The organism is Nocardioides sp. CFH 31398 (assembly GCF_022436705.1).
In the GTDB taxonomy this organism is placed as follows: Bacteria; Actinomycetota; Actinomycetes; order Propionibacteriales; family Nocardioidaceae; genus Nocardioides.
In genome coordinates this window covers 18,746-43,200 of the sequence record NZ_JAKUHT010000003.1, presented here as the reverse complement: position 1 = coordinate 43,200, position 24,455 = coordinate 18,746, and the positions used below count along the sequence as shown (strand labels likewise).

24 protein-coding genes and 1 tRNA gene are annotated in these 24,455 nt (G+C 74.5%); 16 read left to right on the top strand and 9 right to left on the bottom strand.

Annotation, left to right across the window (positions count from 1 at the left end; genetic code table 11):
• Nucleotides 1-4: 4 nt before the first annotated feature.
• Entirely contained in the window at nt 5-2,866 is a 2,862-nt protein-coding gene (gene ppc, locus MJ876_RS02555) for a phosphoenolpyruvate carboxylase (protein ID WP_240234483.1), read from the bottom strand.
• Between the two features lie 66 nt (nt 2,867-2,932).
• Entirely contained in the window at nt 2,933-3,400 is a 468-nt protein-coding gene (locus MJ876_RS02550) for a PPOX class F420-dependent oxidoreductase (RefSeq protein WP_240234482.1), read from the bottom strand.
• A gap of 73 nt (nt 3,401-3,473) precedes the next feature.
• Between MJ876_RS02550 and thpR the strand changes: the two genes are divergently transcribed.
• The 13 genes from thpR (at nt 3,474) to MJ876_RS02485 (ending at nt 16,152) form a co-directional block, all read left to right on the top strand.
• The gene (thpR, locus tag MJ876_RS02545; protein WP_240234481.1) at nt 3,474-4,049 is read left to right on the top strand and encodes an RNA 2',3'-cyclic phosphodiesterase; all 576 of its coding nucleotides are present in this window, start codon (nt 3,474-3,476) and stop codon (nt 4,047-4,049) included.
• Entirely contained in the window at nt 4,046-4,687 is a 642-nt protein-coding gene (locus MJ876_RS02540; protein WP_240234480.1) for a pentapeptide repeat-containing protein, read from the top strand. Before thpR ends, MJ876_RS02540 begins: the two co-directional genes overlap by 4 nt.
• Before the next feature lie 29 nt (nt 4,688-4,716).
• The gene (locus tag MJ876_RS02535) at nt 4,717-6,918 is read left to right on the top strand and encodes an MMPL family transporter (RefSeq protein ID WP_240234479.1); all 2,202 of its coding nucleotides are present in this window, start codon (nt 4,717-4,719) and stop codon (nt 6,916-6,918) included.
• Nucleotides 6,919-7,287: 369 nt separating this feature from the next.
• Nucleotides 7,288-7,968: a hypothetical protein gene (locus tag MJ876_RS02530; protein ID WP_240234478.1), complete on the top strand. Its 681-nt coding sequence runs from the start codon at nt 7,288-7,290 to the stop codon at nt 7,966-7,968.
• Nucleotides 7,965-8,591 (top strand): hypothetical protein, encoded by a 627-nt coding sequence (locus MJ876_RS02525; protein ID WP_240234477.1) that lies wholly within the window; start codon nt 7,965-7,967, stop codon nt 8,589-8,591. Before MJ876_RS02530 ends, MJ876_RS02525 begins: the two co-directional genes overlap by 4 nt.
• 11 nt (nt 8,592-8,602) lie before the next feature.
• A complete protein-coding gene (locus tag MJ876_RS02520; protein WP_240234476.1) occupies nt 8,603-9,253 on the top strand; it encodes a hypothetical protein in 651 nt (216 codons plus the stop codon).
• A 92-nt stretch (nt 9,254-9,345) separates the two neighbouring features.
• Nucleotides 9,346-9,951 carry a hypothetical protein gene (locus MJ876_RS02515; protein ID WP_240234475.1) on the top strand — a complete coding sequence of 202 codons (606 nt, stop codon included), beginning with the start codon at nt 9,346-9,348 and terminating at the stop codon, nt 9,949-9,951.
• Nucleotides 9,952-10,049: 98 nt separating this feature from the next.
• The gene (locus MJ876_RS02510; protein ID WP_240234474.1) at nt 10,050-10,676 is read left to right on the top strand and encodes a hypothetical protein; all 627 of its coding nucleotides are present in this window, start codon (nt 10,050-10,052) and stop codon (nt 10,674-10,676) included.
• 49 nt (nt 10,677-10,725) lie between these two features.
• Entirely contained in the window at nt 10,726-11,958 is a 1,233-nt protein-coding gene (locus MJ876_RS02505; protein WP_240234473.1) for an NAD(P) transhydrogenase subunit alpha, read from the top strand.
• Nucleotides 11,955-12,254 (top strand): NAD(P) transhydrogenase subunit alpha, encoded by a 300-nt coding sequence (locus MJ876_RS02500; RefSeq protein ID WP_240234472.1) that lies wholly within the window; start codon nt 11,955-11,957, stop codon nt 12,252-12,254. Before MJ876_RS02505 ends, MJ876_RS02500 begins: the two co-directional genes overlap by 4 nt.
• Nucleotides 12,254-13,648, top strand: coding sequence for an NAD(P)(+) transhydrogenase (Re/Si-specific) subunit beta (locus MJ876_RS02495; protein ID WP_240234471.1), 1,395 nt, complete (start codon nt 12,254-12,256; stop codon nt 13,646-13,648). The genes MJ876_RS02500 and MJ876_RS02495 overlap by 1 nt, the downstream gene beginning before the upstream one ends.
• Before the next feature lie 108 nt (nt 13,649-13,756).
• Nucleotides 13,757-15,505, top strand: coding sequence for a histidine kinase (locus MJ876_RS22075; protein ID WP_240234470.1), 1,749 nt, complete (start codon nt 13,757-13,759; stop codon nt 15,503-15,505).
• Nucleotides 15,502-16,152, top strand: coding sequence for a response regulator transcription factor (locus tag MJ876_RS02485; RefSeq protein ID WP_240234469.1), 651 nt, complete (start codon nt 15,502-15,504; stop codon nt 16,150-16,152). The genes MJ876_RS22075 and MJ876_RS02485 overlap by 4 nt, the downstream gene beginning before the upstream one ends.
• Nucleotides 16,153-16,437: 285 nt before the next feature.
• Here MJ876_RS02485 and MJ876_RS02480 read toward each other — a convergent pair whose 3' ends face one another.
• Nucleotides 16,438-17,235, bottom strand: coding sequence for a thioesterase family protein (locus tag MJ876_RS02480; protein WP_240234468.1), 798 nt, complete (start codon nt 17,233-17,235; stop codon nt 16,438-16,440).
• A 7-nt stretch (nt 17,236-17,242) separates the two neighbouring features.
• Nucleotides 17,243-17,884, bottom strand: a complete 642-nt coding sequence (upp, locus tag MJ876_RS02475; RefSeq protein ID WP_240234467.1) for a uracil phosphoribosyltransferase — start codon at nt 17,882-17,884, stop codon at nt 17,243-17,245.
• 61 nt (nt 17,885-17,945) lie between these two features.
• On the opposite strand from upp, the gene tadA reads away from it, so the two are divergent.
• Nucleotides 17,946-18,383: a tRNA adenosine(34) deaminase TadA gene (tadA, locus tag MJ876_RS02470; RefSeq protein ID WP_240234861.1), complete on the top strand. Its 438-nt coding sequence runs from the start codon at nt 17,946-17,948 to the stop codon at nt 18,381-18,383.
• A gap of 35 nt (nt 18,384-18,418) precedes the next feature.
• Here tadA and MJ876_RS02465 read toward each other — a convergent pair whose 3' ends face one another.
• On the bottom strand, nt 18,419-19,009 hold the full coding sequence (locus tag MJ876_RS02465) for a TetR family transcriptional regulator (protein WP_240234466.1): 591 nt from the start codon (nt 19,007-19,009) through the stop codon (nt 18,419-18,421).
• 92 nt (nt 19,010-19,101) lie between these two features.
• Between MJ876_RS02465 and MJ876_RS02460 the strand changes: the two genes are divergently transcribed.
• Nucleotides 19,102-20,136, top strand: a complete 1,035-nt coding sequence (locus tag MJ876_RS02460) for an NAD(P)-dependent alcohol dehydrogenase (protein ID WP_240234465.1) — start codon at nt 19,102-19,104, stop codon at nt 20,134-20,136.
• A gap of 43 nt (nt 20,137-20,179) precedes the next feature.
• On the opposite strand, the gene MJ876_RS02455 is transcribed toward MJ876_RS02460, so the two are convergent.
• Together MJ876_RS02455 and MJ876_RS02450 are read right to left on the bottom strand one after the other, a co-directional pair.
• Complete coding sequence (locus MJ876_RS02455; protein WP_240234464.1) at nt 20,180-21,253, bottom strand: tartrate dehydrogenase; 1,074 nt, start codon at nt 21,251-21,253, stop codon at nt 20,180-20,182.
• A gap of 4 nt (nt 21,254-21,257) precedes the next feature.
• Entirely contained in the window at nt 21,258-22,883 is a 1,626-nt protein-coding gene (locus MJ876_RS02450; protein ID WP_240234463.1) for a DASS family sodium-coupled anion symporter, read from the bottom strand.
• A gap of 101 nt (nt 22,884-22,984) precedes the next feature.
• Here MJ876_RS02450 and MJ876_RS02445 point away from each other — a divergent pair.
• A tRNA-Ser gene (locus MJ876_RS02445) sits at nt 22,985-23,071 on the top strand.
• A gap of 112 nt (nt 23,072-23,183) precedes the next feature.
• Here the strand turns inward: MJ876_RS02445 and MJ876_RS02440 are convergent.
• Both MJ876_RS02440 and MJ876_RS02435 read right to left on the bottom strand, forming a co-directional pair.
• Entirely contained in the window at nt 23,184-23,858 is a 675-nt protein-coding gene (locus MJ876_RS02440; RefSeq protein WP_240234462.1) for a DUF4396 domain-containing protein, read from the bottom strand.
• 103 nt (nt 23,859-23,961) lie between these two features.
• The gene (locus tag MJ876_RS02435; protein ID WP_240234461.1) at nt 23,962-24,423 is read right to left on the bottom strand and encodes a hypothetical protein; all 462 of its coding nucleotides are present in this window, start codon (nt 24,421-24,423) and stop codon (nt 23,962-23,964) included.
• Nucleotides 24,424-24,455 lie beyond the last annotated feature (32 nt).

Here is a 24,455-nt window from a genome sequence, read left to right as displayed (position 1 = left end):
GGGCTCACCCCGTGTTGCGCAGACCCGCCGCGATGCCGTTGATGGTGAGGAGCTGCGCGCGGCGGAGGTCGGGGTCGACCTCCGCGCCCTCCGGCGTCTGCCGGGTACGACGCAGCAGCGAGGCCTGCAGGGCGTGCAGCGGCGCCAGGTAGGAGTCGCGCAGCTCGAGCGTCCGGCGCAGGGTGGGCGCCGACTCGAGCAGCGTCGACTGCCCGGTCACCGCCAGCACCTCCTCGACCGTGCGCGCGTGCTCGGCGCGGATGGTGTCGAACAGGTGGCGCTGGTCGGGTGCGGCGAGCGCGTCGACGTACGTCGCGGCGATGTCGAGGTCGGTCTTCGCCAGCGTCATCTGCACGTTCGACAGGAACGTGCGGAAGAACGGCCAGTGCCGCACCATCTCGCGCAGCGTGTCCGCACGCCCGGCCTCCCGCGCGGCCACGAGGCCGGAGCCGACGCCGTACCAGCCGGGCAGGATGATCCGCGCCTGCGTCCAGCCGAAGACCCAGGGGATCGCGCGGAGGTCCTCGATGCCGCCGACGCCTCCGGGGCGCTTCGAGGGCCGCGAGCCGATGTTGAGGCCGCCGAGCTCGTCGACGGGGGTGACCGTGGTGAAGAACGACGGCAGGTCGGGGTGGCGGACCAGCGCGCGGTACGCCTCCTGCCCGGCGGCGGCGACCTCGTCCATCGTGTCGTTCCAGGTCGTCAGGAGGTCGTGGGGCAGCCGGGACGTCCGGTGCAGGACCGACGCCTCCACCACCGCCGCCAGCGCGGACTCGAGGTTGTGCCGGCCGAGCGTCGGCAGGGCGTACTTGTCCGAGACCACCTCGCCCTGCTCGGTGATCTTGATCGGGCCGTCCAGGGTGCCGTTCGGCTGCGACAGGATCGCCTCCGCCGTCGGCCCGCCGCCGCGACCGACCGACCCGCCGCGGCCGTGGAACAGTCGCAACGTCACCCCGTGGCGGGCCGCGATGTCGCGCAGCGCCCGCTGGGCGCGGTGGATCTGCCACTGCGAGGCCGCGATCCCGGCGTCCTTCGACGAGTCGGAGTAGCCGAGCATCACCTCCTGCACGTCGCCCCGGGCGGCCACGAGCCGGCGGTACGACGGGTCGCCCAGCAGCTTCTCCAGCAGCGGTCCGGCGATCTCCAGCTCGGCGACGGTCTCGAACAGCGGCGCGAAGCCGATCCGGGCGGTCGCGGGTCGCGACGACGAGCCGGGGTCCACGAGCCCGGCCTCCCGGGCGAGGACGACGGCGGCGTACAGGTCGTCGACGTCGTGGGTCATGGAGACGATGTAGGTCTCGACGACCTCCGGGCCGTAGGTGTCGAGGGCGGTCCGGATCGTGCGCATCAGGTCGAGGCAACCGGCCGTGTCCTCGTCCAGCCCGTCGAGCCCGCCCGGCCCGCCCAGCGACGCGCCGGTGAGGGGGCGCGGGGAGGCGAGCTCCGCCGACAGCAGCTCGATGCGCTGCTCGCGGTCAAGGTCGGCGTACGGCGTGCCGTCCTCGCCGAGGCGGTCGTACAGCTCGGCGAGGGCGCGGTGGTGGCGCCCCGAGTGCTCGCGGACGTCGAGGGTGGCGAGCCCGGCGCCGAGGGTGACGGCGGTGCGGAGCAGGCGCAGCACGGTCCCGTCGCCGGTGAGGCGGTCGCCGGCCGCGAGCATCGACTCGCGCACGAGCGACAGGTCCTCGACGAGCTCGCCGATGCCGGCGTAGTCGCGGCCCGGCTCGTGCGGGGTGCCGTGCGCGAGGCGGTCGCGGGTGCGCAGCAGCCGCACCCGCACGAAGCTGAGCTTGAGCCGGTAGGGCTCCTCCGCGTTGAGGCGGCGCACGGACTCCCAGGTGATGGGCAGGGCCTCGGCGTCGCGCTCGAGGCTCGCCAGCAGGGCCTCGCTGGCCCGGACGACGCGCGTGGACGGCGTCATCTCCGCCAGCGCCTGCTCGACGAGCTCGACCAGCTCGGCGAGACCGGCGGAGTGCTGCAGGCGCAGCACGTCGAGCGTGACCGCGCAGGTGACGTGGGGGTTGCCGTCGCGGTCGCCGCCGGCCCAGGACCCGAACCGCAGGGGCCGCGCCGTCGCGGGCAGGTGGACGTCGATCGCCGCGAGCCGGTGGTCGAGCTCGGCCATCACCTCGGGCACCACGTCGCGTGCCAGGGAGCGGAGGAAGAAGACGGCGGTGCGGGCCTCGTCCTGCGGCTGCGGCTTGACCACCCGCAGCTCGTCGGTCTGCCACAGCAGGTCGACCAGCTCGGCGAGACGCTGCTCGTCGCGCTCGGCGTACCGGCCCGAGCGCCGGGGGTCGTCGAGGTCGTCGACGACGCCAGCGATGCGGGCGAGGAGCCGCAGCACGGAGCGTCGGCTGGACTCGGTGGGGTGGGCGGTGAAGACGGGGCGGTACTCGACACGATCGAGGATCTCGGCGAGCAGGTCGGGGGTCAGGGACCCGTCGCCGAGGGCGGCCCCGATCCGGTCGACGGTCGCGGCGAGCGGCCCGACCTCGCCGGCCTCGAGCTCGCGCCCGCGCTGCAGCTGCTCGGCGACGTTCGCGAGCTGGAAGTAGCCGGTGAACGCGCGGGCCAGGACGACGGCGGTGGGGGCGTCCACCTCGTCGAGGACGGCGCGCAGCTCGGCGTCGTCCGGCTGCCGCGCGAGGCGCCGCACGCGCTCGACGAGGTCGAGCAGGTCGTCGCCCTCGTGGCGGCGCAGGGCCTCGCCCAGCAGCGCCGCGAGCCGGCGTACCGAGGCGCGCAGGACGGTGTGGGAGTCCTCCGACGACACCCCGCCGGCGAAGAGCGCCGGGTCGAGGTCGCGGCGGTCGGCCTCGAGCAGCGCGTCGACGTCGGGGCGGTCCTGGCGTGTGGAGCTCATGGCCGCCATGGTCGCGCGCCCGTGTTGCGCGCGTGTGTCGTGTCCCGGTGCTGGGACGACGACGGCCTAGTCGTCGGCGAGCTCCGGCGGGAAGCCGCCGGTCGCGATGGGCGACCAGCGGGTCGGCGTCAGCCGGATGAGGGACTTGCCCTGGTCGACCATGGCCTGCCGGTACTCGTCCCAGTCGCTGTGCTCGCCCGCGATGGAGCGGAAGTACTCCACCAGCGGCTCGACCGCGTCGGGCACGTCGAGGACCTCGATGTCCCCGTCGACCTGCACCCAGGCGGCGTCGAACTCGTCGGAGAGCACCAGCACGCTGCCCGTGGCGTTGCGCCGCGCGTTCGCGGTCTTGGCGCGCTTGGGGTAGGTCGCGATGACGATCCGGCCCTCGGAGTCGACCCCGCCGGTGACGGGGGAGGACTGCGGGGCGCCGTCCTTGCGGGTGGTGATGAGCACCATGTGGTGGCGGGGCCGGACGAAGTCCAGCAGCCCCTCCAGGTCGACGTGGTCGGTCGTCGCGATGTTGCGGGCCATGCGCGTCACGGTATCCGCAGGCCACGAGGGGTAGTCCCCGCCGAGCGTCCCCGTCACGGACTACCGTCGCGGGGTGCGGATCTTCGTCGCCCTGCGACCGGCCCCGGAGGTGGTGGAGCACCTCGCGACCTTCCTCGAGCCCCGGCGCGACGCGGCGCCGTCCACCGGGTGGCGGTGGACGCCGGTCGAGCAGTGGCACCTCACCCTCGCGTTCTGCGGCGACGTCGACGACTGGCGGGTGGAGGACCTGGTCGAGCGCGTCGGGGAGGCCGCGTCCCGGCGGGCCCCGCTCGACCTGCGCGTCGACGGGGGCGGGGCGTTCCCGCACGCGGACGGCGCCAAGGTGCTGTGGGGCGACCTCGCCGGCGACCGCGCCGGGCTCGACGACCTGGCGGCCGCCTGCCGCCGCGCCTGCTCCCGCGCCGGCGCGGTGGTGGACGGCGACCGCTTCCGGCCGCACCTGACGCTCGCCCGGCTCGGCCGGCCGAGCCAGGTCTCGGACTGGGTCAAGCTCCTCGACGCGTACGCCGGCCCGGACTGGCGCGCGGACGAGGTCGAGGTCGTCGCCTCCCACCTCGGGGAGGGGCCGCGCCGCGGCGCCCGGCACGAGGTCGTCGCGACGCTGCCGCTGGACGGAGCGGCCGCGTGAAGCGGCCCCGCCGCACGCCGCCCGGCCTGGTCGACCTCGCCGAGACCGACTCGGCGGACGTCGACCTGGACGACGGCCTCGACGGCCTGCGCGTCTCGGGGCTCGACCTGTCCGGCCGGACCCTGCACGGCGTCACGCTCCAGGAGTCCGAGCTGCTCGGCGCCCGCGCCGACGGCACCCGCCTGGAGCGCTGCCGCCTGCTGGACCTGCGCCTGGACACCCTCGACGCCCCCGAGCTCGTGCTGGCGGAGGGCGTCTGGCGCGACAGCGAGGTGCTCGGCTCCCGGCTCGGGGCGCTGAGCGCGCACGGGTCGACCCTCTCCTCGGTGCGCGTGGCCCACACCAAGGTCGACTACCTCAACCTGCGCGGCTCGACCGTCTCCGACCTGGTGGTGGAGGACTGCACCGTCGGCGAGCTCGACCTCGCCGACGCCGTCCTCGAGCGCGCGACCTTCGAGCGCTGCACGGTCGAGACCCTCACGGTCCGCGGTGCCCGGCTGAAGGACGTCGACCTCCGCGGCGCCCGCCTCGGCGAGGTCAGCCCGCCCAGCGGGCTGCGAGGGGCGACCCTGGGCACGGCGCAGCTGCTCGACCTGGCGCCGGCGATGGCCGCCGAGGCCGGCATCCTCGTGGACTGAGCAGCACCCTCGCCGGGCACCATGGTCCCGTGCTCGACCGCTGGGGGTACCTCGTCGCGCGCCGCCCCCGGTCGGTGCTGCTCTCCGGCCTGCTCGTGGCCCTGGTCGCCGGGCTGTACGGCGTCGGCGTGTTCGGCTCGCTGTCGAACAGCGGTTTCGGCGTCAACGGGTCCGAGAGCGAGCGGCAGGGCGAGGTCGAGCGGGCGCTGTTCGGCAACTCCGACGCCGACGTCCTCGCGCTCTACCGGGCCGAGGACGGCCGCGCGGGCCCGGGCGACCCGGCGTTCGACGCGGCGGTCGCCGATGCCGTCGCCGGGCTCCCCGAGGACGCCGTCGTCAAGGTGACGTCGTACGCCGAGGTGCCGCCGGGGTCCGGTCTCGTCAGCACCGACGGCGAGTGGGGCCAGGTCGTGATCTCCCTCGCCGGTGACGGCCAGGGCGAGCTCATGGAGTCGTACGACGAGGTGCAGGGCCCGCTGACCGACGGCCCGGGGGCCGCCGGACTCGAGGTGCGCCTCGCCGGACCGTGGTCGGTGTTCGACGACGTCACGGAGACGACCGCCGAGGACCTCAAGCGCGCCGAGATCATCTCCCTGCCGATCGTGCTGATGCTCGCGCTGCTGTTCTTCGGCAGCGCCGTGGCCGCGTCGATGCCGGTGCTCGTCGGCCTCCTCGCCACGGTGGGCGGGCTCGCGCTGACCCGGCTGCTGACCCAGGTCACCGAGGTGTCGGTGTTCGCCGTCAACGTCATCACGCTGCTCGGCATCGGGCTGGCGATCGACTACGCCCTCTTCGTCGTCAGCCGCTTCCGCGAGGAGCTCGCCCGGGGCCTCGACCCGGCCGCCGCGACCCACCGCACGGTCGTCACCGCCGGGCGCACGGTCCTGTTCTCCGGCCTGACGGTCGCGGCCGCGCTGGCCAGCCTCCTGGTGTTCCCGCTCGCCTTCATGTCGTCCGTGGCGTACGGCGGGGTCGTCGCGGTCCTGGTCGCCGTCCTGGTCGCGATCACCGTCCTGCCCGCGACGCTGTGCCTCCTCGGCCCGCGCGTCGACGCCGGTCGCCTGCCGTGGCGGCGCGGCCGCCCCGTGTCCGTGGACTCCCCGGACGGCGGCTGGGCCCGCGTCGCCCGCGCGGTGATGCGGCGTCCCCTCGTGGTGGTCGTCGTGCTCACCGCGGCGCTGCTGGTCGTCGCCTCGCCCTTCCTGGGGGCGCGGTTCGGCACCGCCGACTACCGGATCCTGCCCGAGGACTCCCCGGCCCGCGTCGCCGCCGCGACGCTCGCCGAGGAGTTCGGCGCGGAGACCGCGACCGCCGAGATCGTCGTGACGGGGGTCGACGAGACCTCGCTGGCGTCGTACGTCGACGCGCTGGGCGAGGTGGGGGGAGAGGGCGCCGACGGCGCGACGCCGGTCGACGTCCAGGTCCTCGACACGACGTCCGAGGACGGCGGCGCCGCCCTGCTGCGTGCGAGCTGGTCGGGCAACGGTCAGTCGCAGGCCTCCCAGGACCTCCTGCGGCACCTGCGCGACGTGCGTCCCGAGGACGGGGAGGCCCTGGTCGGCGGGGTGACCGCCGAGTCGGTCGACACCATCGACAGCCTCGCGGACCGCCTGCCCGCGATGGTCACGGTGATGGTGGCCGTGATGCTCGTGCTGCTGTTCCTGGCGTTCGGCTCCGTGGTGCTGCCGGTCAAGGCCGTGCTGATGAACGTCCTGTCGATCACCGCGGCCTTCGGCGTCGTGACCTGGATCTTCGCCGACGGCAACCTGGCCGGCCTGCTCGCCTTCGAGCCCCTGGGGTTCCTCGACGCGACCAACCCGATCCTCATGCTGGCGGTCCTGTTCGGCCTGTCGATGGACTACGAGGTGTTCCTGCTGTCCCGCGTGCGCGAGGAGTGGGACACCGGCGCCTCCAACACCGACGCCGTCGCGGTCGGGCTGCAGAAGACCGGCAAGATCATCACGAGCGCCGCGCTCCTGCTCGGCGTCGTCATCGGCGCCTTCGGCACCAGCGGGATCGTGCTCATCAAGATGATCGGCGTCGGCATGATCGTCGCCCTCTTCATCGACGCCACCGTCGTCCGCGCGCTCCTCGTGCCGGCGACGATGCGGCTGCTCGGCGACTGGAACTGGTACGCCCCGGGCCCGCTGCGCCGCTGGTGGGAGCGTCACGGCCACCACGAGGGGCCGCGACCGACCGGGCGGACGACGCCGGCGGCCTCGCCGCGCTGACGGGCACGTGGGCGGAAGCGGTCCAGACCTGCACCCCGGGCCGTCCCCGCGACTGGGACCACGCCGGCTCCCGGCGTCGACCCCCGCCTCGTGAGCCGATGGGGCACGCTGAGCGACGGCAGCGAGCCCGGCGCCCGCCGACAGGTGTTCTCCGTCCGGGTCGAGAGCGGGTGGGCTCGCCACGTGCACGAGCTGCGGGTCACCGACGTCACCGACCGCTCGCCCTGCCGTCGAGCGACTGAGCGCCGGACCCGCCGCGCCGGGCGAGCACACCCACTGGTCTGGACCAGTGGTTTGCTGTCGGCGGGCTGGGGCATGGTGACGGCCACACGAGGGGGTGCGACCCCGTCGGAGACCCCAGGGGGAACCATGACCGTGTCCACAGGCCGCGCCACCCGCGCCGCCGCCCTCCTCTCCGCGGGCCTGCTGGCCCTCGGGCTGGTACCAGCCCCGGCCTCGGCCGCCGGCGAGGGCCCGAGCGCCGCCGAGCTGCGCGCCATGGCGCCCGCCCTGCCGTCGTCGGTGCCTCCCCGCGCCGCGCCCGGTGAGGACCGCCGGCTGGACGTCGTGACGGACCGCCGCGGTGACGCCGAGCGGACCGGGCTCGCGCGCGGTCCCCGGCCCTACACGCGTCTGGCCGACCTCACCCGGCTCCGCTACAAGACGCCGTCGCGCGACGGCGGCGACCTTCGCGTCACCAACACCTGGGCGGACCTCCGCGACGCCAGCCGACCCGCCGTCCGGCGCCAGATTCAGGTGACCTACCTCGACGACGTCGACGACGACGGGTTCTGGGCCTTCGTGGTCACCAACGCCGACGACCGGATCCGGCTCTACGACCTCACCGAGGACTTCGACCGGGTCCGGCCGGACAAGGTCCGGGTGCAGCGCACCTTCGGACCCGGGGGCACGACCGACGTCCTGATGTCGACGGAGTGGCTGGACGCCGACCGGGTCCGGTTCTTCACCCAGGGGATCTCCGGGTCCGGCGAGGAGGCGCTCGACAGGGTCCGGCGCTCGCGGCCGCTAGACGTGGGGGCACTGCGATGAGGGCGACTCGCGTGGTGGCCGCACTCGCCACCGGGCTGCTCGCGCTCGGGCCGGCCCCGGCGCCGAGCGCCACCGCGACGACAGCCGTCGAGATGGCCACCCCCCGGGGCGACGAGCCCCGCCGGGTCGACGTCGTCCGCGACCCGCGCGGTGACGGCGAGGTCCCGGGCCCGCTGCGCGGCGGACCCCGTTCGTACGAGCGCCTCGCCGACATCACACGCTCCCGCTACAAGACCCCGTCCCGCGTCGACGGCGACCTGCGGATCACCACCACCTGGGCGTACCTGGCCGACGCCCGTGACGGGGGTGCGCGACGCCAGCTCCAGTTCACGACCCTCCGCGTGACCCGGGACCTGGCCTTCTACGTCACGGTCCGCAACACCGACGACCGGGTGGTCGTCCAGAGGTTCGCGACCAGCACCGGCCAGTCCCGCGTGAACCCTGAGAAGGTCGAGATGCGTCGCGACTTCGGGCGTGACGGCACCGTCGATCTCATCCTGTCCACCGAGTGGCTCGGCGCCCGGTCCCTCACGTTCCTCAACACCGCCACCTCGGGACGACGGAACATCGCGTTCGACCGCGTGCGCGCCTCGAAGCCCCTCGACGTGGGGCCGCTGCGATGAGGCGGGCCCGGATGCTGGCCGCACCCCTGGTGGGCGGGGTGGTGGCCCTCGGCCTCCTCACCGCCCCGGTGCAGGCCGACCCCGCCGACCCGCCCTCGGCCGTGGAGCGATGGGTCGCGTCGGCCGCCGCCGGGGCGCCCGAGGACGACGAGACGGTCGGGTCGCCGGTGCGGAGCTGGTCCAAGGGGGACCCGCGCGGTGACGCCGAGCGGGGGACGTCGGTGGTGCTGCGTGGGCCCCGGACCTACCTGGACCTCGCGGACCTGACCGCCGTCTCCTACCGGACGCCGGCACGCCGGGGAGGTGACCTGGTGCTCCGCAGCCGCTGGGCGTCGCTGGGTGACGCCCGGGGCCCCGGCGTACGCCGCCAGGCGTTCCTCACGCTGCTGAGCGGGCCCGGCGAGCGGTTCTGGACCGTGTTCGCGACCAACCACGACGACCGGGTGGTCGTGCGGGAGTACGTCGACGGGGAGCCGTCCCGGGTGCGCCCGGAGGAGGTGTCGGTCCGTCGCCAGTTCGGCCGCGGCGGAACGATGACCGTGACCGTGTCCTCGGAGTGGCTGACGGCACCGCGGGTGTACGCCGTGAGCGCCGCGTTCTCCCGGCGGGCCGTCGACCGATCGCCGTACTCGCCGCTGCTGGACGTCGGACCGGTGCGCTGACGCGCGTCGCCGGGCCGGGCAACCGATCCGTCGCCGGCGGCGTAGAGGGTGAAGGGGGCGCGCTCGGGCGCCCGGAGGAGACGAGGACCCGCATGCGCACCATCCGACCGACGGCCCGGTTGCTCGCCGTGCCTGCCCTGCTCGCGGTGGCCCTGGTGCCGGGCACGGCACCAGGGACGGCGACCGCGGCCGACGAGCCGGCGACGCCGTCGCACGTCCAGGTCGTCGAGGACCCGCGCGGGGACGTGGTCCGTCCGGGCGGGGACGAGTCGACGGCGGACCTGACCAGGGTCCGCTACAGGACCCCCTTCAGGGTCGGCGGTGAGCTACGGATCACGGCCCGGTGGGTCCGGTTGGTGGACGGTCGGCGCAGGGGGAGTCCCGACCAGCTGCTGTGGACCGAGTTCGGTGACCGGTTCGGCTACGGGTCGTGGACGGTGTACGTCGGCAACGACGGACGCGTCGAGCTCGAGGACTACTCCGGTGACGAGGAGGTCCGCGTCATCAGGCCCGACCGGGTCGAGGTCGACTACGACTTCGGGGCGAACGGCCGGATGGACCTGCGGATGTCGACCGAGTGGATGCGCCGCGTCGATCGCAGGAGGACCTCGTTCACCTCGTGGAGCGGGGGGCCGATCTCCCGCCCGCGCGATCCTGTCGCGACGTCACGACCCCTGTACGTCGGCACGCCGCGCTGAACCGGGCCGACGTCACCCTCGTCGCCGACCCGTGCGCTGTGCAAGAGTGCGCGCAGGGCGACGTGGGGTCGCCCGTCGAGCAGGATGGGGACCGTTTCGTGCCTCTGCGTCAGCGTCTCCTCGGCCCGGCGGCCCTCGTGCTGCTCAGCGGTCTGCTCGGTCTCGCCCCGCCCGCGTCGGCGGCGGACCCGGCGTCCGACCCGGGCGCCGGCCTGCAGCGGGCGGCCGCGCGCTACCACGACCTGGTCAAGGACCCGCGCGGCGACGTGCAGCACCCGTTCGGGGAGGACCGCGGGGCCGAGGCCAACCGTCACGCCGACATTTTGAGGGCGACGTACCGCACCCCGTGGCAGGCCGGGCACAACATCGTCGTGACCGTGCAGTGGGCCGAGCTGCGCGACGGCCGCTCGACCGGCGTCCGCAGGCAGCAGCAGCTGACCATGCTCGAGCACCCGGCCAGCGGCCGGACCTGGTTCTTCTTCCTCGGCAACGCGGGTGGTCCCGCCAAGCTGTTCGCCGTCGACCCGGAGTCCGGGGAGAGCGAGCGGGTGGAGCCCCAGCGCATCACCGTGGAGCGGACCCCGGGCGTGCGCGGCCGGACCGTCGTCCGGCTCTCGACCGAGTGGCTGTCGGTCGGGCGGCTGCGGTTCCACACCTTCTCGCAGTCGCGCGACGCCCTCGACGAGGTCGCCCCGTCCCTGCTGCTGGACGTGGTGCGCGGCTGACCTGCGCGGGACCGGGACACCGTCGGTCCCATGCCTTAGGTTCAGCCCCGTGAGGATCGCGGTGGCGCGGGAGACGCGCCGGGACGAGGCGCGGGTCGCGGTGGTGCCCGAGGTCGCGGGCCGCCTCGTCGCGATGGGCGCCGAGGTGCACGTCGAGCCGGGCGCCGGCATCCCGGCCGGGTTCGACGACGAGGCGTACGCCGACGCGGGCGCCGTCCTCGACCCCCAGGCGCTCGAGGGTGCCGACCTGGTCCTCGCCGTCCAGCCCCTCGCCCCGACGACGGTGCGGCGCATCCCCCGCGGGTCCGCGGTCGTGTCGTTCCTGCCGACGTCCGCGGCCGACACGATCGGCGAGCTGCGCGACTGCGGGGTCGACGCCTGGGCGATGGAGCTGCTGCCGCGCATCTCCCGGGCCCAGTCGATGGACGCCCTGTCGTCCCAGGCCCTCGTCGCCGGCTACCGCTCGGCGATCGTCGCCGCCGGCCTGCTGCGTCGGTTCTTCCCCCTCAACATGACCGCCGCCGGCACCGTCCAGCCCGCGCAGGTGCTGGTGCTCGGCGCCGGTGTCGCGGGGCTCCAGGCCATCGCGACGTCGAAGCGGCTCGGCGCGGTCGTCAAGGCGTACGACGTCCGGCCGGCCGCCGCCGAGGAGATCCGCTCGATGGGTGCCGAGGCCATCACCCTCGACCTCGAGGACCTCTCGGGCGAGGGCGGCTACGCCAAGGAGATGACCACCGACCGGGCGGAGCGCCAGCGCGCGCTGCTCGCCCCGCACGTCGCGGCCGCCGACGCCCTCATCACCACCGCTGCCGTCCCCGGCCGACCCGCGCCGCTGCTGGTGACCCGCGAGATGGTCGAGGCGATGAGCCCCGGCTCGGTCGTCGTCGACCTCGCCGCGGAGTCCGGCGGCAACGTGGAGCGCTCCGAGCCCGGTCGGGTCGTCCGCGTGGGCGACGCCCAGGTGTGGGGCGGGGAGAACGTCCCCTCGCAGATGCCCGACCCCGCCTCCCGCCTGTACGCCGCGAACCTGCTCGCCCTCGTCACCCTCATGACCACCGACGAGCCGCCCGCCGCCGACCCGGGCGCCGGCGCGGCCGGGCCCGGCGACGAGGCCGCCGCGGACACCCCGCCGCCGCCCGGGCCCCCGGGCCCGCCCGGCGAGAGGGTGCTGCGGTTCGCCCCCGACATGGAGGACGAGGTCGTGGCGAAGTCCTGCGTCGTCAAGGACGGCGTCGTCGTCCACGAGATGACCCGAGCGGTCCTGCAAGGCGGTTCCCTGTGATCGAGCTCCTGACCATCCTCGTGCTCAGCGTGTTCGTGGGCGTCGAGGTCATCTCGAAGGTCTCCTCGACCCTCCACACGCCGTTGATGTCGGGCGCGAACGCGATCCACGGCGTGATCCTGCTCGGCGCGATCCTCGTCACCGGGTCGACGGACGAGCCGGTGTTCGTCGCGCTGGGCACCCTGGCGATCGTGCTCGCCACCATCAACATGGTCGGCGGCTTCGTCGTGACCGACCGGATGCTGCAGATGTTCTCGCGCCGCCGTCCGGCGTCCGGCGCCAAGGGCCGCCCGTGATGGCGGCGCCGACCTGGGTGCAGCTGGTCTACCTGCTCTGCGCCGTCGGGTTCATCCTCGCGCTCAAGGGCCTGTCGGGCCCCCGGACCGCCCGCGCCGGCAACCTCGTCGGCGCGGTCGCCGCGACGGTCGCCTGCCTGCTGCCGTTCCTCTACCTCGACCTCGACAACGTCCTGCTGATGGTGGGCGCGATCGTGGTCGGCACCGTGCTCGGCGTCCTCGGCGCCCAGCGGGTGCAGATGACGCAGATGCCGCAGATGGTGGCGCTCTTCAACGGCGTCGGCGGCGGCGCCGCCGCGCTGGTCGCGCTGGTGGAGCTCGAGGAGTTCCTCGCCTACGCCGACCTCGACGTCCTCGGCTGGGACACCTGGGCCATCACCGCCTTCACCGTGGTCGTCGGCACGGTCTCGTTCGCCGGCTCGGTCGTCACCTTCGCCAAGCTGCAGGAGCTCATGACCTCCCGCCCGGTGGTGTTCCCGGGCCTGCCGGTCGCCGTGGTCGGCGTCCTCGTCCTGGCGCTCGCGGGCGCCGTGTGGCTGACCGTCGGCGGCCAGTCGCTGTGGCTGGGGTTCGTCCTCGCGCTGCTCGGCCTCGCGTTCGGCGTCCTGCTCGTGCTGCCGGTCGGTGGGGCCGACGTGCCCATCGTCATCTCGCTGCTCAACGCCTTCACCGGCCTGTGCGTCGCCGGCTCCGGCTGGCTGCTCGGCAACACGGTGCTGCTCGTGGGCGGCACCCTGGTCGGTGCGTCCGGCACCTTCCTCACGCTGCTGATGGCCAACGGGATGGGCCGGTCGGTCTCGGGCATCCTCTTCGGCGCCCTGAAGGGCGGCTCGACGCTCGGCTCGACCACCGCCTCGGACCGTCCCGTGCGCTCCGGGACGGCGGAGGACGTCGCCATCACCCTGGCGTACGCCGACCGCGTGATCGTCGTCCCCGGCTACGGCCTCGCCGTCGCGCAGGCCCAGCACACGCTGCGCGAGCTCGTCGACCTGCTCGCCGAGCGCGGCGTCCGTGTCGACTACGCGATCCACCCGGTGGCCGGGCGCATGCCCGGGCACATGAACGTGCTGCTCGCCGAGGCGCAGGTGCCCTACGACCAGCTGCGTGAGATGGACCGGATCAACGGCGACTTCCCGACCGCCGACGTCGTCCTCGTCGTCGGCGCCAACGACGTGGTGAACCCCGCCGCGCGCACCGAGAAGTCGTCCCCGATCTACGGCATGCCGATCCTCGACGCCGACAAGGCCAAGCAGACCGTCTTCCTCAAGCGGTCCATGCGTCCCGGCTTCGCCGGCATCGAGAACGAGCTGCTCTACCAGCCCGGCACCATGCTGCTGTTCGGCGACGCGCGCGAGTCGCTGACCGAGGTGCTGGCGGGGGTCAAGAAGCTGTAGCGGCCGCCGGGCCCGGCCTCCCCGCGTCACCTCGCGTCAGTCCGCGTCAGTCCGCGTCACTCTGCGGAGTGAGGCGCGACGGGGTCGTCGCTGCCTAGGCTCGGCTCCGTGTCCCGGCCCGTCCCGTCCGCCGTCGCGTGGGTCGTGGTCGCGCTGGTGACCCTGACGCCGCTCGTCGCCCTCGCGGCGGGGTGGCCGCTGCTGGTCGACGGGGTCGTGCTGACCCTCCTCGCCGCGATCGCCGGGTACGCGGCCGGTGCGTGGCTCGGACCGCGGGTCGCGCTGCTCATGGTGCCGGTGAGCGCGGGGTGCCTCTGCGCGGTCAGCCAGCTCAGCGGCGCGGCGTACCACCCGCTGGACGACGCCGTGTTCTTCCTGGCGTTCGTGGCCGGGCCCGCCGCCGCCGGCCGGGTCGTCACCGCTCGCGCGGCGCAGGTCGACCGGCTGCGCGCCCTCGCGGACGAGCTCGAGGAGCAGGAGCGGCAGGCCGTCCTGGCGGCCCGCCTCGAGGAGCAGGCCCGGGTGCAGCAGCAGGTGCACGTCGGCGTGACCGAGCGTCTCGCCGCGATCGCCGTCCGCGCCGACGGAGCGCGCCGGGTCGGCGACGCCGGCGCCCTGGCGGTCCTGGAGTCCGAGGCCCGGGGGGCGCTCGACGAGGTCCGCGACGTCCTCGGCTCCCTCGCCGCGCCGGAGCCGCCCGCGTCGACGTCGCAGGCGCAGGACGCCGCCCCGGCGCCGCGTCCGTCGTGGGCGGACCTGGGCCTGGCCGCGGCGATCGGCGTCGCCGTCGCGGTCGAGATGGTCGTCCACCCGCTGGCCCGTGGGCCGTCGTGGCTGTGCGCCCTGGCCGGGGTGCTGGTGGCCGCGCCCCTGGTGCTCCGCCGCTCCCGGCCGGTCCTCGCCGCCCTCGTGCTCCTCGTCGCCGCCGCGGCCGCCACCGCGTGGCTGACGCCCGTGCCCGCCACGGTGACCGGCATCGCCCTGCTGTCGGTGCTCGTCTACTCGCTCGGCGCCTGGTCCCGTTCGTGGTGGTGGGTCCCGACGTGGCTCGCCACGGTCGCGTCCGCCCTGCTGCTGGGACACCTTTCGGCGGTCGACGTCGACGAGGCCGGTCCGGCCGAGGACGTCATGGTCGTCGCCTGGCTCACCGCCACGGTGCTGCTGGGGCGCCTCGCCGCCGGGTGGCACGCCCGGGCCCGGCGTACGGCGGAGGTGGTGGACGCCCTCGCGGCGGGCCGCGACGCCGCGACCCGCCTGGCGACGGCTCGCGAGCGGCAGGCGCTGGCGAGCCGGCTGCACGACACCGTCGCCCACACGCTGACCGTCGTCTGCCTCCAGGCCTCGGCGGCTCGCCGTCACCCCGCCGGTGCAGCGGAGGCCCTCGCGACGATCGCGGCGACCGCGGCGGGAGGGGTGGCCGAGCTCCGCGACGGCCTCGACGCCCTCGCCGACGACGACGTCCTCGACGCCTCGCGCATCCGTGCCCTCGGGCGGCTCGTCGGGGTGGCGACCACCGCGTCGACCGAGCCGGGGCCGCCACCCCGCGGTGCCGCCGGCGCCCTCGTGCACCGGGTCGTCCGGGAGGCGCTCGTGAACGTGGCCCGGCACGCGCCGGAGGCCACCGCGTCGGTGGTCGTGGCCCGGTCGGGAGCCGGCTGGCGGGTCGACGTGAGGGACACCGGTCGTGCGCCCGGCGCCGGCCAGCCGCCGGTGCGCGGGTCCGGCACCGGGCTGGCCGGCCTGGCCGCCGTCCTCGCCGAGCGGGGCGGTGCGCTGCGCTGGGGGCCCGACGACGGCGGGTTCCGCGTGGTCGCGGAGGTCCCGGCGCCCGCGGCGTGCCCGGTCGGTGTCGGATGATCGGCGTCCTGCTCGCCGACGACCACGACCTCGTGCGGGCCGGCCTGCGGATGCTGCTGGAGCCCGAGCCGGACGTCGCCGTCCTGGGCGAGGCGCCCGACGGCGCGACGGCCGTCGAGCTCGCGCAGGCGCTGCGCCCCGACGTCGTCCTGATGGACATCCGGATGCCCGGCCTCGACGGCATCGCGGCGACGCGGCGGATCACCGGGACCCTGCCCGGCACCCGCGTGGTCATCCTCACCACCTTCGACCGCTCGCAGCTGGTGTACGACGCGCTGCTGGCCGGGGCGAGCGGGTTCCTGCTCAAGGACGGTCCGGGCGACCGGCTGGTCGCCGCCGTCCACGCCGTCGTCCGGGGCGAGGAGCTGCTGGCGCCCTCCATCACTCGTCGCCTGGTCGCGGAGTTCACGCGCGCCGGCCGCGACGGGCCGCCGCGCGGCTACGAGCACCTCACCACCCGGGAGGCGGAGGTCCTCGAGCTGGTGGCCCGCGGGCGCAGCAACGCCGAGATCGCCGCCGAGCTGGTCGTGAGCATCCAGACGGTCAAGACCCACGTCGCGCGGGTGCTCGCCAAGCTCGGGCTGCGGGACCGGGTGCAGGCCGTCGTCCTCGCCTACGAGCACGGGCTGGTCCGACCCGGCGGGTGAGCGCGGTTCTGGTTCGCCGTCGCCCCGGGCGGGGGAGGTGAGGTCCACCCCGTGGCGTCCACGGACGCGTCCGCACCCACGACGCGAGGTGCTCCAGCGCTTCGTCCCGCGCTGATCCGGGCGAGCGCTCGGGGTCGCGCTCGGGGGTTTCACCAGCCGACCCGTGATGTCCCGACTTGGCCCCCGAAGTTTCGAGGGCCGAGTCGGGGTTTCACCAGCCGGCTGGTGAAACCCGCGCACCAGCGGGACCCGTGCGACCCAGACGACCCGCAACCACGCGCCGCCTCAGCGGCGCGCGACGAGCAGGGGCTGGGCGACGGCGGCGACGAGGCCGTCGGCGTCGGAGAGGGTGCCCGAGGCGAGGCCGGTGCCGTCGGGGCCGATCGTGGTTGCGGCGTCGAGCAGGATCCACTCGCCGGTCGGCGGCCGCTGGAAGGTGACCGTCACCGTCGGGGGGATGAAGAGCCACTCGGTCATCGGCAGCTGGCCCGACAGCCCGTTGGCGGAGTCGGCGACGACCATCGCCCGCTGCTGCGGGGTCGCCTCCTCGCCCTCGACCAGCGGGATCCGCGGCCGCGCCCACACCGTGGCGGGGCCCGGCTCGGCGTACCCACCGGCCACGAATCGCCACTCGACCGAGCGGCCGTAGCCCCAGTCGGGGCTGGTGCCGGGGAAGTAGCGCTGCGGCTGCTCGTCGGGGAGCGGCGGGACGTCACCCGCGGTGACGTGGTCGGTGGTGGTGGCGGGGCCGCGGCGGATCCGCCACGCGGTGGCGCGCACGGCGAGGTCGTCGTCCGCGTAGAGGCTCGCCTCCACCATCTCCACCCGCTTGCCGGGGCGGACGACGGTGGCCTCGGTACGCATGCGTCCCTGCGGGATCCCGCCCAGCATGTCGACGCTGAGGCGCGCGACCGGCATCGCGGTCGGGTCGGAGGCGGTGGCGTCGATCGCCCGCAGCAGCAGCGCGGCCGGGGGGCCGCCGTGCTGGGACGCCGCGTCCCAGGGGCTCTCCGTCGCCGGGGTCGAGTCGAAGAGGCCGGCGTCGGGGTCGACCGGCAGGTAGTACGCCGACGGCTCGGTCATGCCGGGCTCAGTTCCCCGCGACGCCGTATAGCCGGTCCCCGGCGTCCCCGAGGCCGGGGACGATGTAGCCGACCTCGTTGAGCCTCTCGTCCATCGCCGCGGTGACCACCGTGACCGGCACCTCGAGGCCCGCGAGCCCGGCCTCGAGGCGCTCGCAGCCCTCGGGGGCGGCGAGCAGGCAGATCGCGGTGATGTGGTCGGCGCCGCGGTCGACGAGGAAGCGGATCGCCGCCGCCAACGTGCCGCCGGTGGCGAGCATCGGGTCGAGGACGTAGCACTGGCGGCCGGACAGGTCGTCCGGCAGGCGCTCGGCGTACGTCGACGCCTCGAGCGTCTCCTCGTTGCGGACCATCCCGAGGAAGCCGACCTCGGCGGTGGGCAGCAGCCGCATCATGCCGTCGAGCATCCCGAGCCCGGCTCGGAGGATCGGCACGACCAGCGGCTTCTCGGCCAGCCGTACCCCGGCGGCGGGGGAGACGGGGGTGAGGACCTCCACGGTCTGCACGCGCACGTCGCGCGTGGCCTCGTAGGCCAGCAGCGTCACGAGCTCGTCGGCCAGGCGCCGGAAGGTCGGCGAGTCGGTCTCCACGTCGCGCAGCGTGGTGAGCTTGTGCGCGACGAGCGGGTGGTCGACGACGTGGGTCCGCATGCGGGGCAGCGTAGTGGTCGGCGAGACTCGGACGGTGGACAGCAGCACCTGGGACGCCCCGATGCGGGCCGCGCTCGCCGAGGCCGACCTGGCCGCGGCGGTCGGCGACGTCCCCGTCGGCGCGGTCGTGCTCGACGCGTCCGGCGAGGTCCTCGGCCGCGGCCACAACCGGCGGGAGGTCGACGGCGACCCCACCGCCCACGCTGAGGTGCTGGCGCTCCGCGCCGCCGCCCGACGTCGGGGGGAGTGGCGGCTCGCCGGCTGCACCCTGGTCGTGACCCTCGAACCCTGCACGATGTGCGCCGGCGCGGCCGTCCTCGCCCGGGTCGACCGCGTGGTGCTCGGCGCCTGGGACGACAAGGCCGGCGCCGCCGGGTCGCTGTGGGACGTCGTCCGCGACCGTCGCCTCAACCACCGCCCCGAGGTCGTCAGCGGGGTCCTCGCCGACGAGTGCACCGCGGTGCTCGACGCGTTCTTCGCCGAGCGGCGGCGGGACTGACCCGACGCCGGCTGGACGCCGGACGGACGTCGGCGCTAGTCCGGCGCCACCGCCGCGGCGACCGCGCGACGCAGCAGGTCCCGCCGCGCCTCGTGGTCGGTGGGGGGCTCGTCGGCCGTCGCGGCCCACACCCCGCTGACCGGCGACCACGCCATCGACATCGAGATCACCAGGGCCATCACGTCCAGCGGGTCGCCGGCGCGGACCCGGCCCTGCTCCTGGGCCCGGGCGATCGCGGCGAGCTTCTCGGCGTCCACCCGGTCCTGGTCGGCGACGAGGTGGCCCGTCGGCCGCCGCTCGAGACGCTGCCAGGTGGACAGGCGGATGAGGTCGGGGCGCCGCAGGTAGTCGTCGTACAGCCGGACGGCCCAGTCCGCGAGGTCGTCGGCGTCGATCGGGGTCTCGTCCATGATCCGGTGCAGCGAGCCGAAGAAGACCGCGTCGAAGAGCTGGTCCTTGCTGCCGAACCAGGCGTAGAGCTGCGCCTTGTTGGCCTGCGCCGCGGCGGCGATCCGGTCCACCCGGGCGCCGGCGAGGCCGTGCTCGGCGAACTCGGCGAGCGCCGCGTCGAGGATGCGCCGGCGCGTGGCCTCGCCCTTCGGCGTCGGAGCGGGCTCGGCGGTCACGTGGGACAGACTAGCGAACAAACCAGTTGGTTGCTTTTCGGCGGGAACGGTGTCACGCTGCCAGAACAAACCAACCAGTTAGGAAATAGGCCATGCGCAGCACCACCGCCCTGCTCGCCGACCGCCCCGGTGCCGACCTCGCCCCCACGCCGATCGAGCGCCGCGACCTGCGGCCCGACGACGTCGCTGTCCGCGTCACCCACTGCGGCGTCTGCTTCACCGACCTGCACCACCTGCGCAGCACCGACGGCGCGGCCTTCCCGCTCGTGCCGGGCCACGAGTTCGTCGGGGAGGTGGCCGCGGTCGGTCCGGAGGTCACCCGCTTCGCCGTCGGCGATCCGGTGGCGGTCGGCAACATCGTCGACAGCTGCGGTGACTGCCGCTGGTGCCGGGAGGGCCAGGAGCAGTGGTGCGCCGAGGTCGTCCTCACCTACGCGGGCCGTGACCGCCACGACGGGTCACGCACCCTCGGCGGCTACGCGGGGGAGCACGTCGCCCGGGAGCGATTCGTCCACGCACGCCCGGCGAGCCTCGACCCGGCCGGCGTCGCGCCGCTGCTCTGCGCGGGCATCACGGTCTGCGAGCCGCTGCGCACCGAGGGCGTCGGGGCGGGCTCCAGGGTGGGCGTCGTCGGGATCGGCGGGCTCGGCCACCTCGCCGTCCGCCTGGCCGCCGCCCTCGGCGCCGAGGTCACGGCCTTCACCACCTCGGCGGCGAAGGTCGAGGACGCGCGTCGCCTCGGCGCCTCGCGCGTGGTGGTGTCGACGGACGACGAGCAGATGACGGCGGCCGCGAGCAGCCTGGACGTCGTCCTCGACACCGTCGCGGTCGAGCACGACCTGGAGCCCTACCTCGCGTGCGTCGACACCGAGGGCGTCCTCTACCCGGTCGGCTACCTCGGCCGGTTGTCGGTCGACACCATGAGCCTGCTGGGCGGGCGGAAGCGTCTGAGCTCCTCCGGCAGCGGGGGAGTCGACCGCACCTCCGAGCTGCTCGCGTTCTGCGGCGAGCACGGCATCACCGCGGACGTCGAGGTCCTGCCCGCGTCGGAGGTCGCCATCGCGCTCGACCGCCTGGCCCGCAACGACGTCCGCTTCCGCTTCGTCCTCGACACGACCGCCCTCTGACCGGCCGGGTCGGCACGCCAGCGCGGCCGGGGGCCGCGCCCGGCTACCGCCGCACGCGCTGGACAACGGCCTCGGTGACCTCGGCGGTCGACGCGCTGCCGCCGAGGTCGCCGGTGCGGGTCGCGGGGTCCTTCAGGGTCTCGCGGATCGCCTCCATGAGCGCGGACGCCGCCTCGGGGTGGCCGAGGTGGTCGAGCATCATGACCGCCGACCACAGCGTGCCGACGGGGTTCGCGATCCCCTTGCCCGCGATGTCGGGCGCGGAGCCGTGCACGGGCTCGAACATCGACGGGAACTCCCGGGTCGGGTCGATGTTGGCGCTCGGCGCGATGCCGATCGAGCCGGCGACCGCAGCGGTGAGGTCCGAGAGGATGTCGCCGAACAGGTTGGAGCCGACGATGACGTCGAACCGCTCCGGCTCGAGCACCACCTTGGCGGCGAGGGCGTCGATGAGCTCGGCGTCCCAGCGGACATCGGGGTGGCCGGCGGCGACGTCGGCCACCACCTCGTCCCAGAACGGCATCGTGTGGACGATGCCGTTGCTCTTCGTCGCCGACGTCACGTAGCCCGTGCGGCGCTTCGCGAGGTCGAAGGCGTGCTCGGCGATCCGGGACACCCCGACGCGCGTGAAGATCGACTCCTGGACGGCCATCTCGTCGGGGAAACCGCGGTTCATGCGGCCGCCGACCTCGGAGTACTCGCCCTCCACGTTCTCCCGGACGACGACCAGGTCGACACCGCCCGGCTCGGTGCCCGGTCGGGCGCGGCGCAGCGGGGAGTCGACGCCCTCGAAGACGGTCATCGGGCGCTCGTTGACGTACTGGCGGAACGTCCGTCGGATCGGGATCAGCAGCCCCCACAACGACACGTGGTCCGGCACGCCCGGCCACCCGACGGCGCCGAGCAGGATGGCGTCGTACGGCCGCAGGGTGTCGAGGGCGTCGTCCGGCATCATCGCGCCGTGCTCGGCGTAGCGGCGGCACGACCAGTCGAACTCGTCGTAGGCCAGGTCGAGCGAGTGGACCTCGGCGAGGGCGTCGAGGACGGCGCGGGTCGCGTCGACGACCTCCGGCCCGATCCCGTCGCCGCCGATCACGGCGATGCGCTGGGTGCTCATCGCCTCAGCCTCCCAGGCCGAGCAGCGCCACCATCACCGGCAGGAGCACGATGATCAGGATCGCGCCGAGGATGTCGAAGGTGAAGCCGGACCGGATCATCCGCGTGATCGGGACGACGCCCGAGCCGTAGACGATCGCGTTCTGCGGCGTGGAGACCGGCAGCATGAAGCCGAACGACGCCGCGAAGGTGGCGGCCAGGGCCGGGACGAACGGGTTCACGTCCGCGGCCAGCGCGATCGGGATGATGATCGGGACGACGACCGCGGCCGCGGCGGTGTTGGACGTCGTCTCCGAGATGACGATCGCCAGGATCGCGGCGAAGACCGTGATGGCCAGGGCGCTCGTGAGGCCGAGCGCGTCGAAGGACCCCTCGCCGATCGTCAGCGCCAGCCCCGTCGACTCCAGCAGCGAGCCGAAGATGATGCCGGTGCCGAACAGGACGACGGTGCCCCAGTCGATCTTGGCGGCGTCGGACCAGCGCAGCGTGAACTCTCGCTGCTGCCAGTCGGTGGGCAGCAGGAACAGCAGCGCGGCGCCCAGGATGGCGACGACGCCCTCGTCGAGGCGGTCGCCGGTCGCGAGGTAGGCGTCGGAGTCCGTGCCGGCGACGATCCCGACGATGCCGGGCAGGATCCACAGGGTCACGGTGATGACGAAGGCGATGAGGGTGTTCTTCTCCGCCCGGGAGAAGCCGCCAAGCTTGGCCTTCTCGGCCGCGACCCACTCCTCGATGCCCTCCAGGTGCTTGATCTCGGGCTTGTTGACGAGGAACAGCACGACCGCCAGCGCCACGAACATGAGGGCGCAGATCGGCAGCGCGACGATCATCCAGTCGAGGAACGAGATCCGCTCTCCGGTGGCCTCCTCGATGAGCCCACGACCGATGAGGTTGGGGGGTGAGCCGACCGGGGTCAGCAGGCCGCCGACGGACGCGCCGTACGCCAGCATGAGCATCAGGGCGGCGCCCACCCGCAGCCGGAGCGGGTCGAAGTCCTCGGCGACGACGCCCTGCGACTGCATGAGCTTCGCGATCACGGTGAGGATGCCGATCGCGGTCGGCAGCAGCATCGCCACCGTCGCGGTGTTCGAGACGAACGCCGACAGCAGGCAGGTGATCGCCCCGAACGCCAGGATGACCCGGAACGACGACCTGCCGACGCCCGGCAGGTTCAGCACGAACATCGCGAACCGCCGCGCCAGGCCGTGCTTGAGCATCGCCTGGGCCAGGATGAACGCGCCGATGAAGGTGAAGACCGTCGAGGAGCCGAAGGGCGCGAGCGCCTCGTCCGCGGTGGCGATCCCGAGGACGACGATCGCGGCGATGCCGATGAACCCGCCGACCGGGATCGGCACGGGCTCGGTGATCCACAGGACGATCACGCCCAGCAGGACGGCCGCGAGCCCCTGCTGGGTGGCGTCGATGCCGAGCGGCAGGAACCAGAACACCAGCGTCACCGCGGGCGCGAGGAACAGGCCGACCGTGCGCCGGCCCTTCTCGAACGCCTCCTCCCGCGCCGACAGCTGCTGCTCGCCGAGGCTGCGGTAGGTCGCGGAGCTCATGAACGCCTGGTCGACGTCCGTGCGCGTGCCGCCGGCGGAGGGACCGGGATGCTTGCCGAGGTCGGTCATCGCCTCAGTGAAGCGCACTGTGTGTCCCCTGTCACACACCTCTGCGCGCGGGACCACCCTCGGTTTCCGCGCGAGCGGCGGGCTCGGGTAGCGTTCCGCGCGGTGGCGTGTCCGAGCGGCCTAAGGAGAACGCCTCGAAAGCGTTTGTGGGGGCGACCCCACCGAGGGTTCAAATCCCTCCGCCACCGCCGAAGAGGTCAGGACGACGATCCGGACCTGACGTCGACCGCGGTCGACGCAGCACCGCCGGTCGGCCCCGAGCAGGGGCCGGCCGGCGGTGTCGTCGTCCGGCGACGTGGTTCAGGTCGCGACCGCGCGTGATCCCCTGCCGGCCAGCCACGCCACCGCCGGGTAGGCGGTGAGCAGCCCGAGCAGGATCCCGATCTGCATGAGGAACCAGAAGGTCCCCTCGGTCGCGGGCGGCATGAACGCGTTGAAGTGCAGCAGGAGCATCCAGCCGCCCATGCCGACGTCGAAGGCGAGCACCGTGAGCACCGCGGCGACTACCGCGGGCACAGCGACGCGGGACCGGCCCTCCGCCGCCCGCGAGGCCTGCGCGGACCGGGTCAGCGCCAGCTCGTAGACGAGCAGCAGGAGGATCGCGAGGGCCCCGATGACGAGGATCATGACCCAGAGGTCGATCCCCGCGATCGTCAGGCCGGAGGCGATGACCAGCGGCACGCCGACGAGGTGGGCCAGGGCCGAGGCCCCGCCGCCGGGGAGCCCGCCCAGGGCCGCCGGGCCGGCCCCTGCCCGGGCCGCGGTGCTGCTGGGGTCGCGGTAGCGGTGGAAGAGGACGACGGCCGCGGGGCCGAGGTACAGCGCGGAGGTGATCCACACGAGCGCCGTCGCCGGGTGCATGGAGCCGCGCGGCAGCCGGCTGACGGCCCAGCCCAGGTAGGCCGCGCTGACGAGCGAGGCGGCGATGTAGGTCCAGGCGACCGGCGTGAGCCAGTCGGGGACGCGGGAGGTCATGTCCATGGGAGTCCTTCGAGGTCGTGTCAGGTGTGAGGTCGCGGGGTCGGGGCACGGCGGTCGGACGGACGCCACGGGGTGACGTCACGGACCGGTGCGCCCCTCAGCACCTGATGACGGAGAACTGCCAGGCCGGGGGCGGCCCGGTGCCCCTCGGGGACGGGTCGGGCCCGGGACGTCGGACGACGCCGGGTCGGGGCAGGCGCAGGAACCCGGTGCTCCGGGTGAGAGCGGGCCACAGGAGCCACAGGCCGACCGCGACGAGGGCCAGGCACATCACCGCCAGGGTCGCGGCGGGCTCGTGCCCGGCGTGCCCGGCGTGCCCGGCGTGCTCGGCGTGCTCGGCGTGCTCGGCGTGCTCGGCGTGGGCGCCCGTGGGCAGCCCGGCCTCGGCGTGAGCGGCGGGGGGCGGCGCGTCCCCCTCGGGACAGTCGCCGCCGGCGGTGCAGCCGCCCGGGGCGCAGAGCACGACCATGCCGAGCAGGCCGACGAGGACACCGAGGACGACGACGGGGAGGCGGCGGGCCGACCGGTGCCCACCGGCCATCGCGCGAACGGCCCTCACGCCCGCAGTCTACGGCCGGCCGGGGCACCCCG

Coding starts and splice junctions, on each gene's coding strand:
- MJ876_RS02525 (WP_240234477.1), top strand. CDS start 7,965: ATGAGGGCGACTCGCGTGGTGGCCGCACTCGCCACCGGGCTGCTCGCG.
- MJ876_RS02495 (WP_240234471.1), top strand. CDS start 12,254: ATGGCGGCGCCGACCTGGGTGCAGCTGGTCTACCTGCTCTGCGCCGTC.
- MJ876_RS02460 (WP_240234465.1), top strand. CDS start 19,102: ATGCGCAGCACCACCGCCCTGCTCGCCGACCGCCCCGGTGCCGACCTC.
- upp (WP_240234467.1), bottom strand. CDS start 17,884: ATGCGGACCCACGTCGTCGACCACCCGCTCGTCGCGCACAAGCTCACC.
- MJ876_RS02440 (WP_240234462.1), bottom strand. CDS start 23,858: ATGACCTCCCGCGTCCCCGACTGGCTCACGCCGGTCGCCTGGACCTAC.
- MJ876_RS02530 (WP_240234478.1), top strand. CDS start 7,288: ATGACCGTGTCCACAGGCCGCGCCACCCGCGCCGCCGCCCTCCTCTCC.
- MJ876_RS02550 (WP_240234482.1), bottom strand. CDS start 3,400: ATGGCCCGCAACATCGCGACGACCGACCACGTCGACCTGGAGGGGCTG.
- MJ876_RS02480 (WP_240234468.1), bottom strand. CDS start 17,235: ATGACCGAGCCGTCGGCGTACTACCTGCCGGTCGACCCCGACGCCGGC.
- ppc (WP_240234483.1), bottom strand. CDS start 2,866: ATGAGCTCCACACGCCAGGACCGCCCCGACGTCGACGCGCTGCTCGAG.
- MJ876_RS02485 (WP_240234469.1), top strand. CDS start 15,502: ATGATCGGCGTCCTGCTCGCCGACGACCACGACCTCGTGCGGGCCGGC.
- MJ876_RS02455 (WP_240234464.1), bottom strand. CDS start 21,253: ATGAGCACCCAGCGCATCGCCGTGATCGGCGGCGACGGGATCGGGCCG.
- MJ876_RS02515 (WP_240234475.1), top strand. CDS start 9,346: ATGCGCACCATCCGACCGACGGCCCGGTTGCTCGCCGTGCCTGCCCTG.
- tadA (WP_240234861.1), top strand. CDS start 17,946: ATGCGGGCCGCGCTCGCCGAGGCCGACCTGGCCGCGGCGGTCGGCGAC.
- MJ876_RS02520 (WP_240234476.1), top strand. CDS start 8,603: ATGCTGGCCGCACCCCTGGTGGGCGGGGTGGTGGCCCTCGGCCTCCTC.
- MJ876_RS02450 (WP_240234463.1), bottom strand. CDS start 22,883: ATGACCGACCTCGGCAAGCATCCCGGTCCCTCCGCCGGCGGCACGCGC.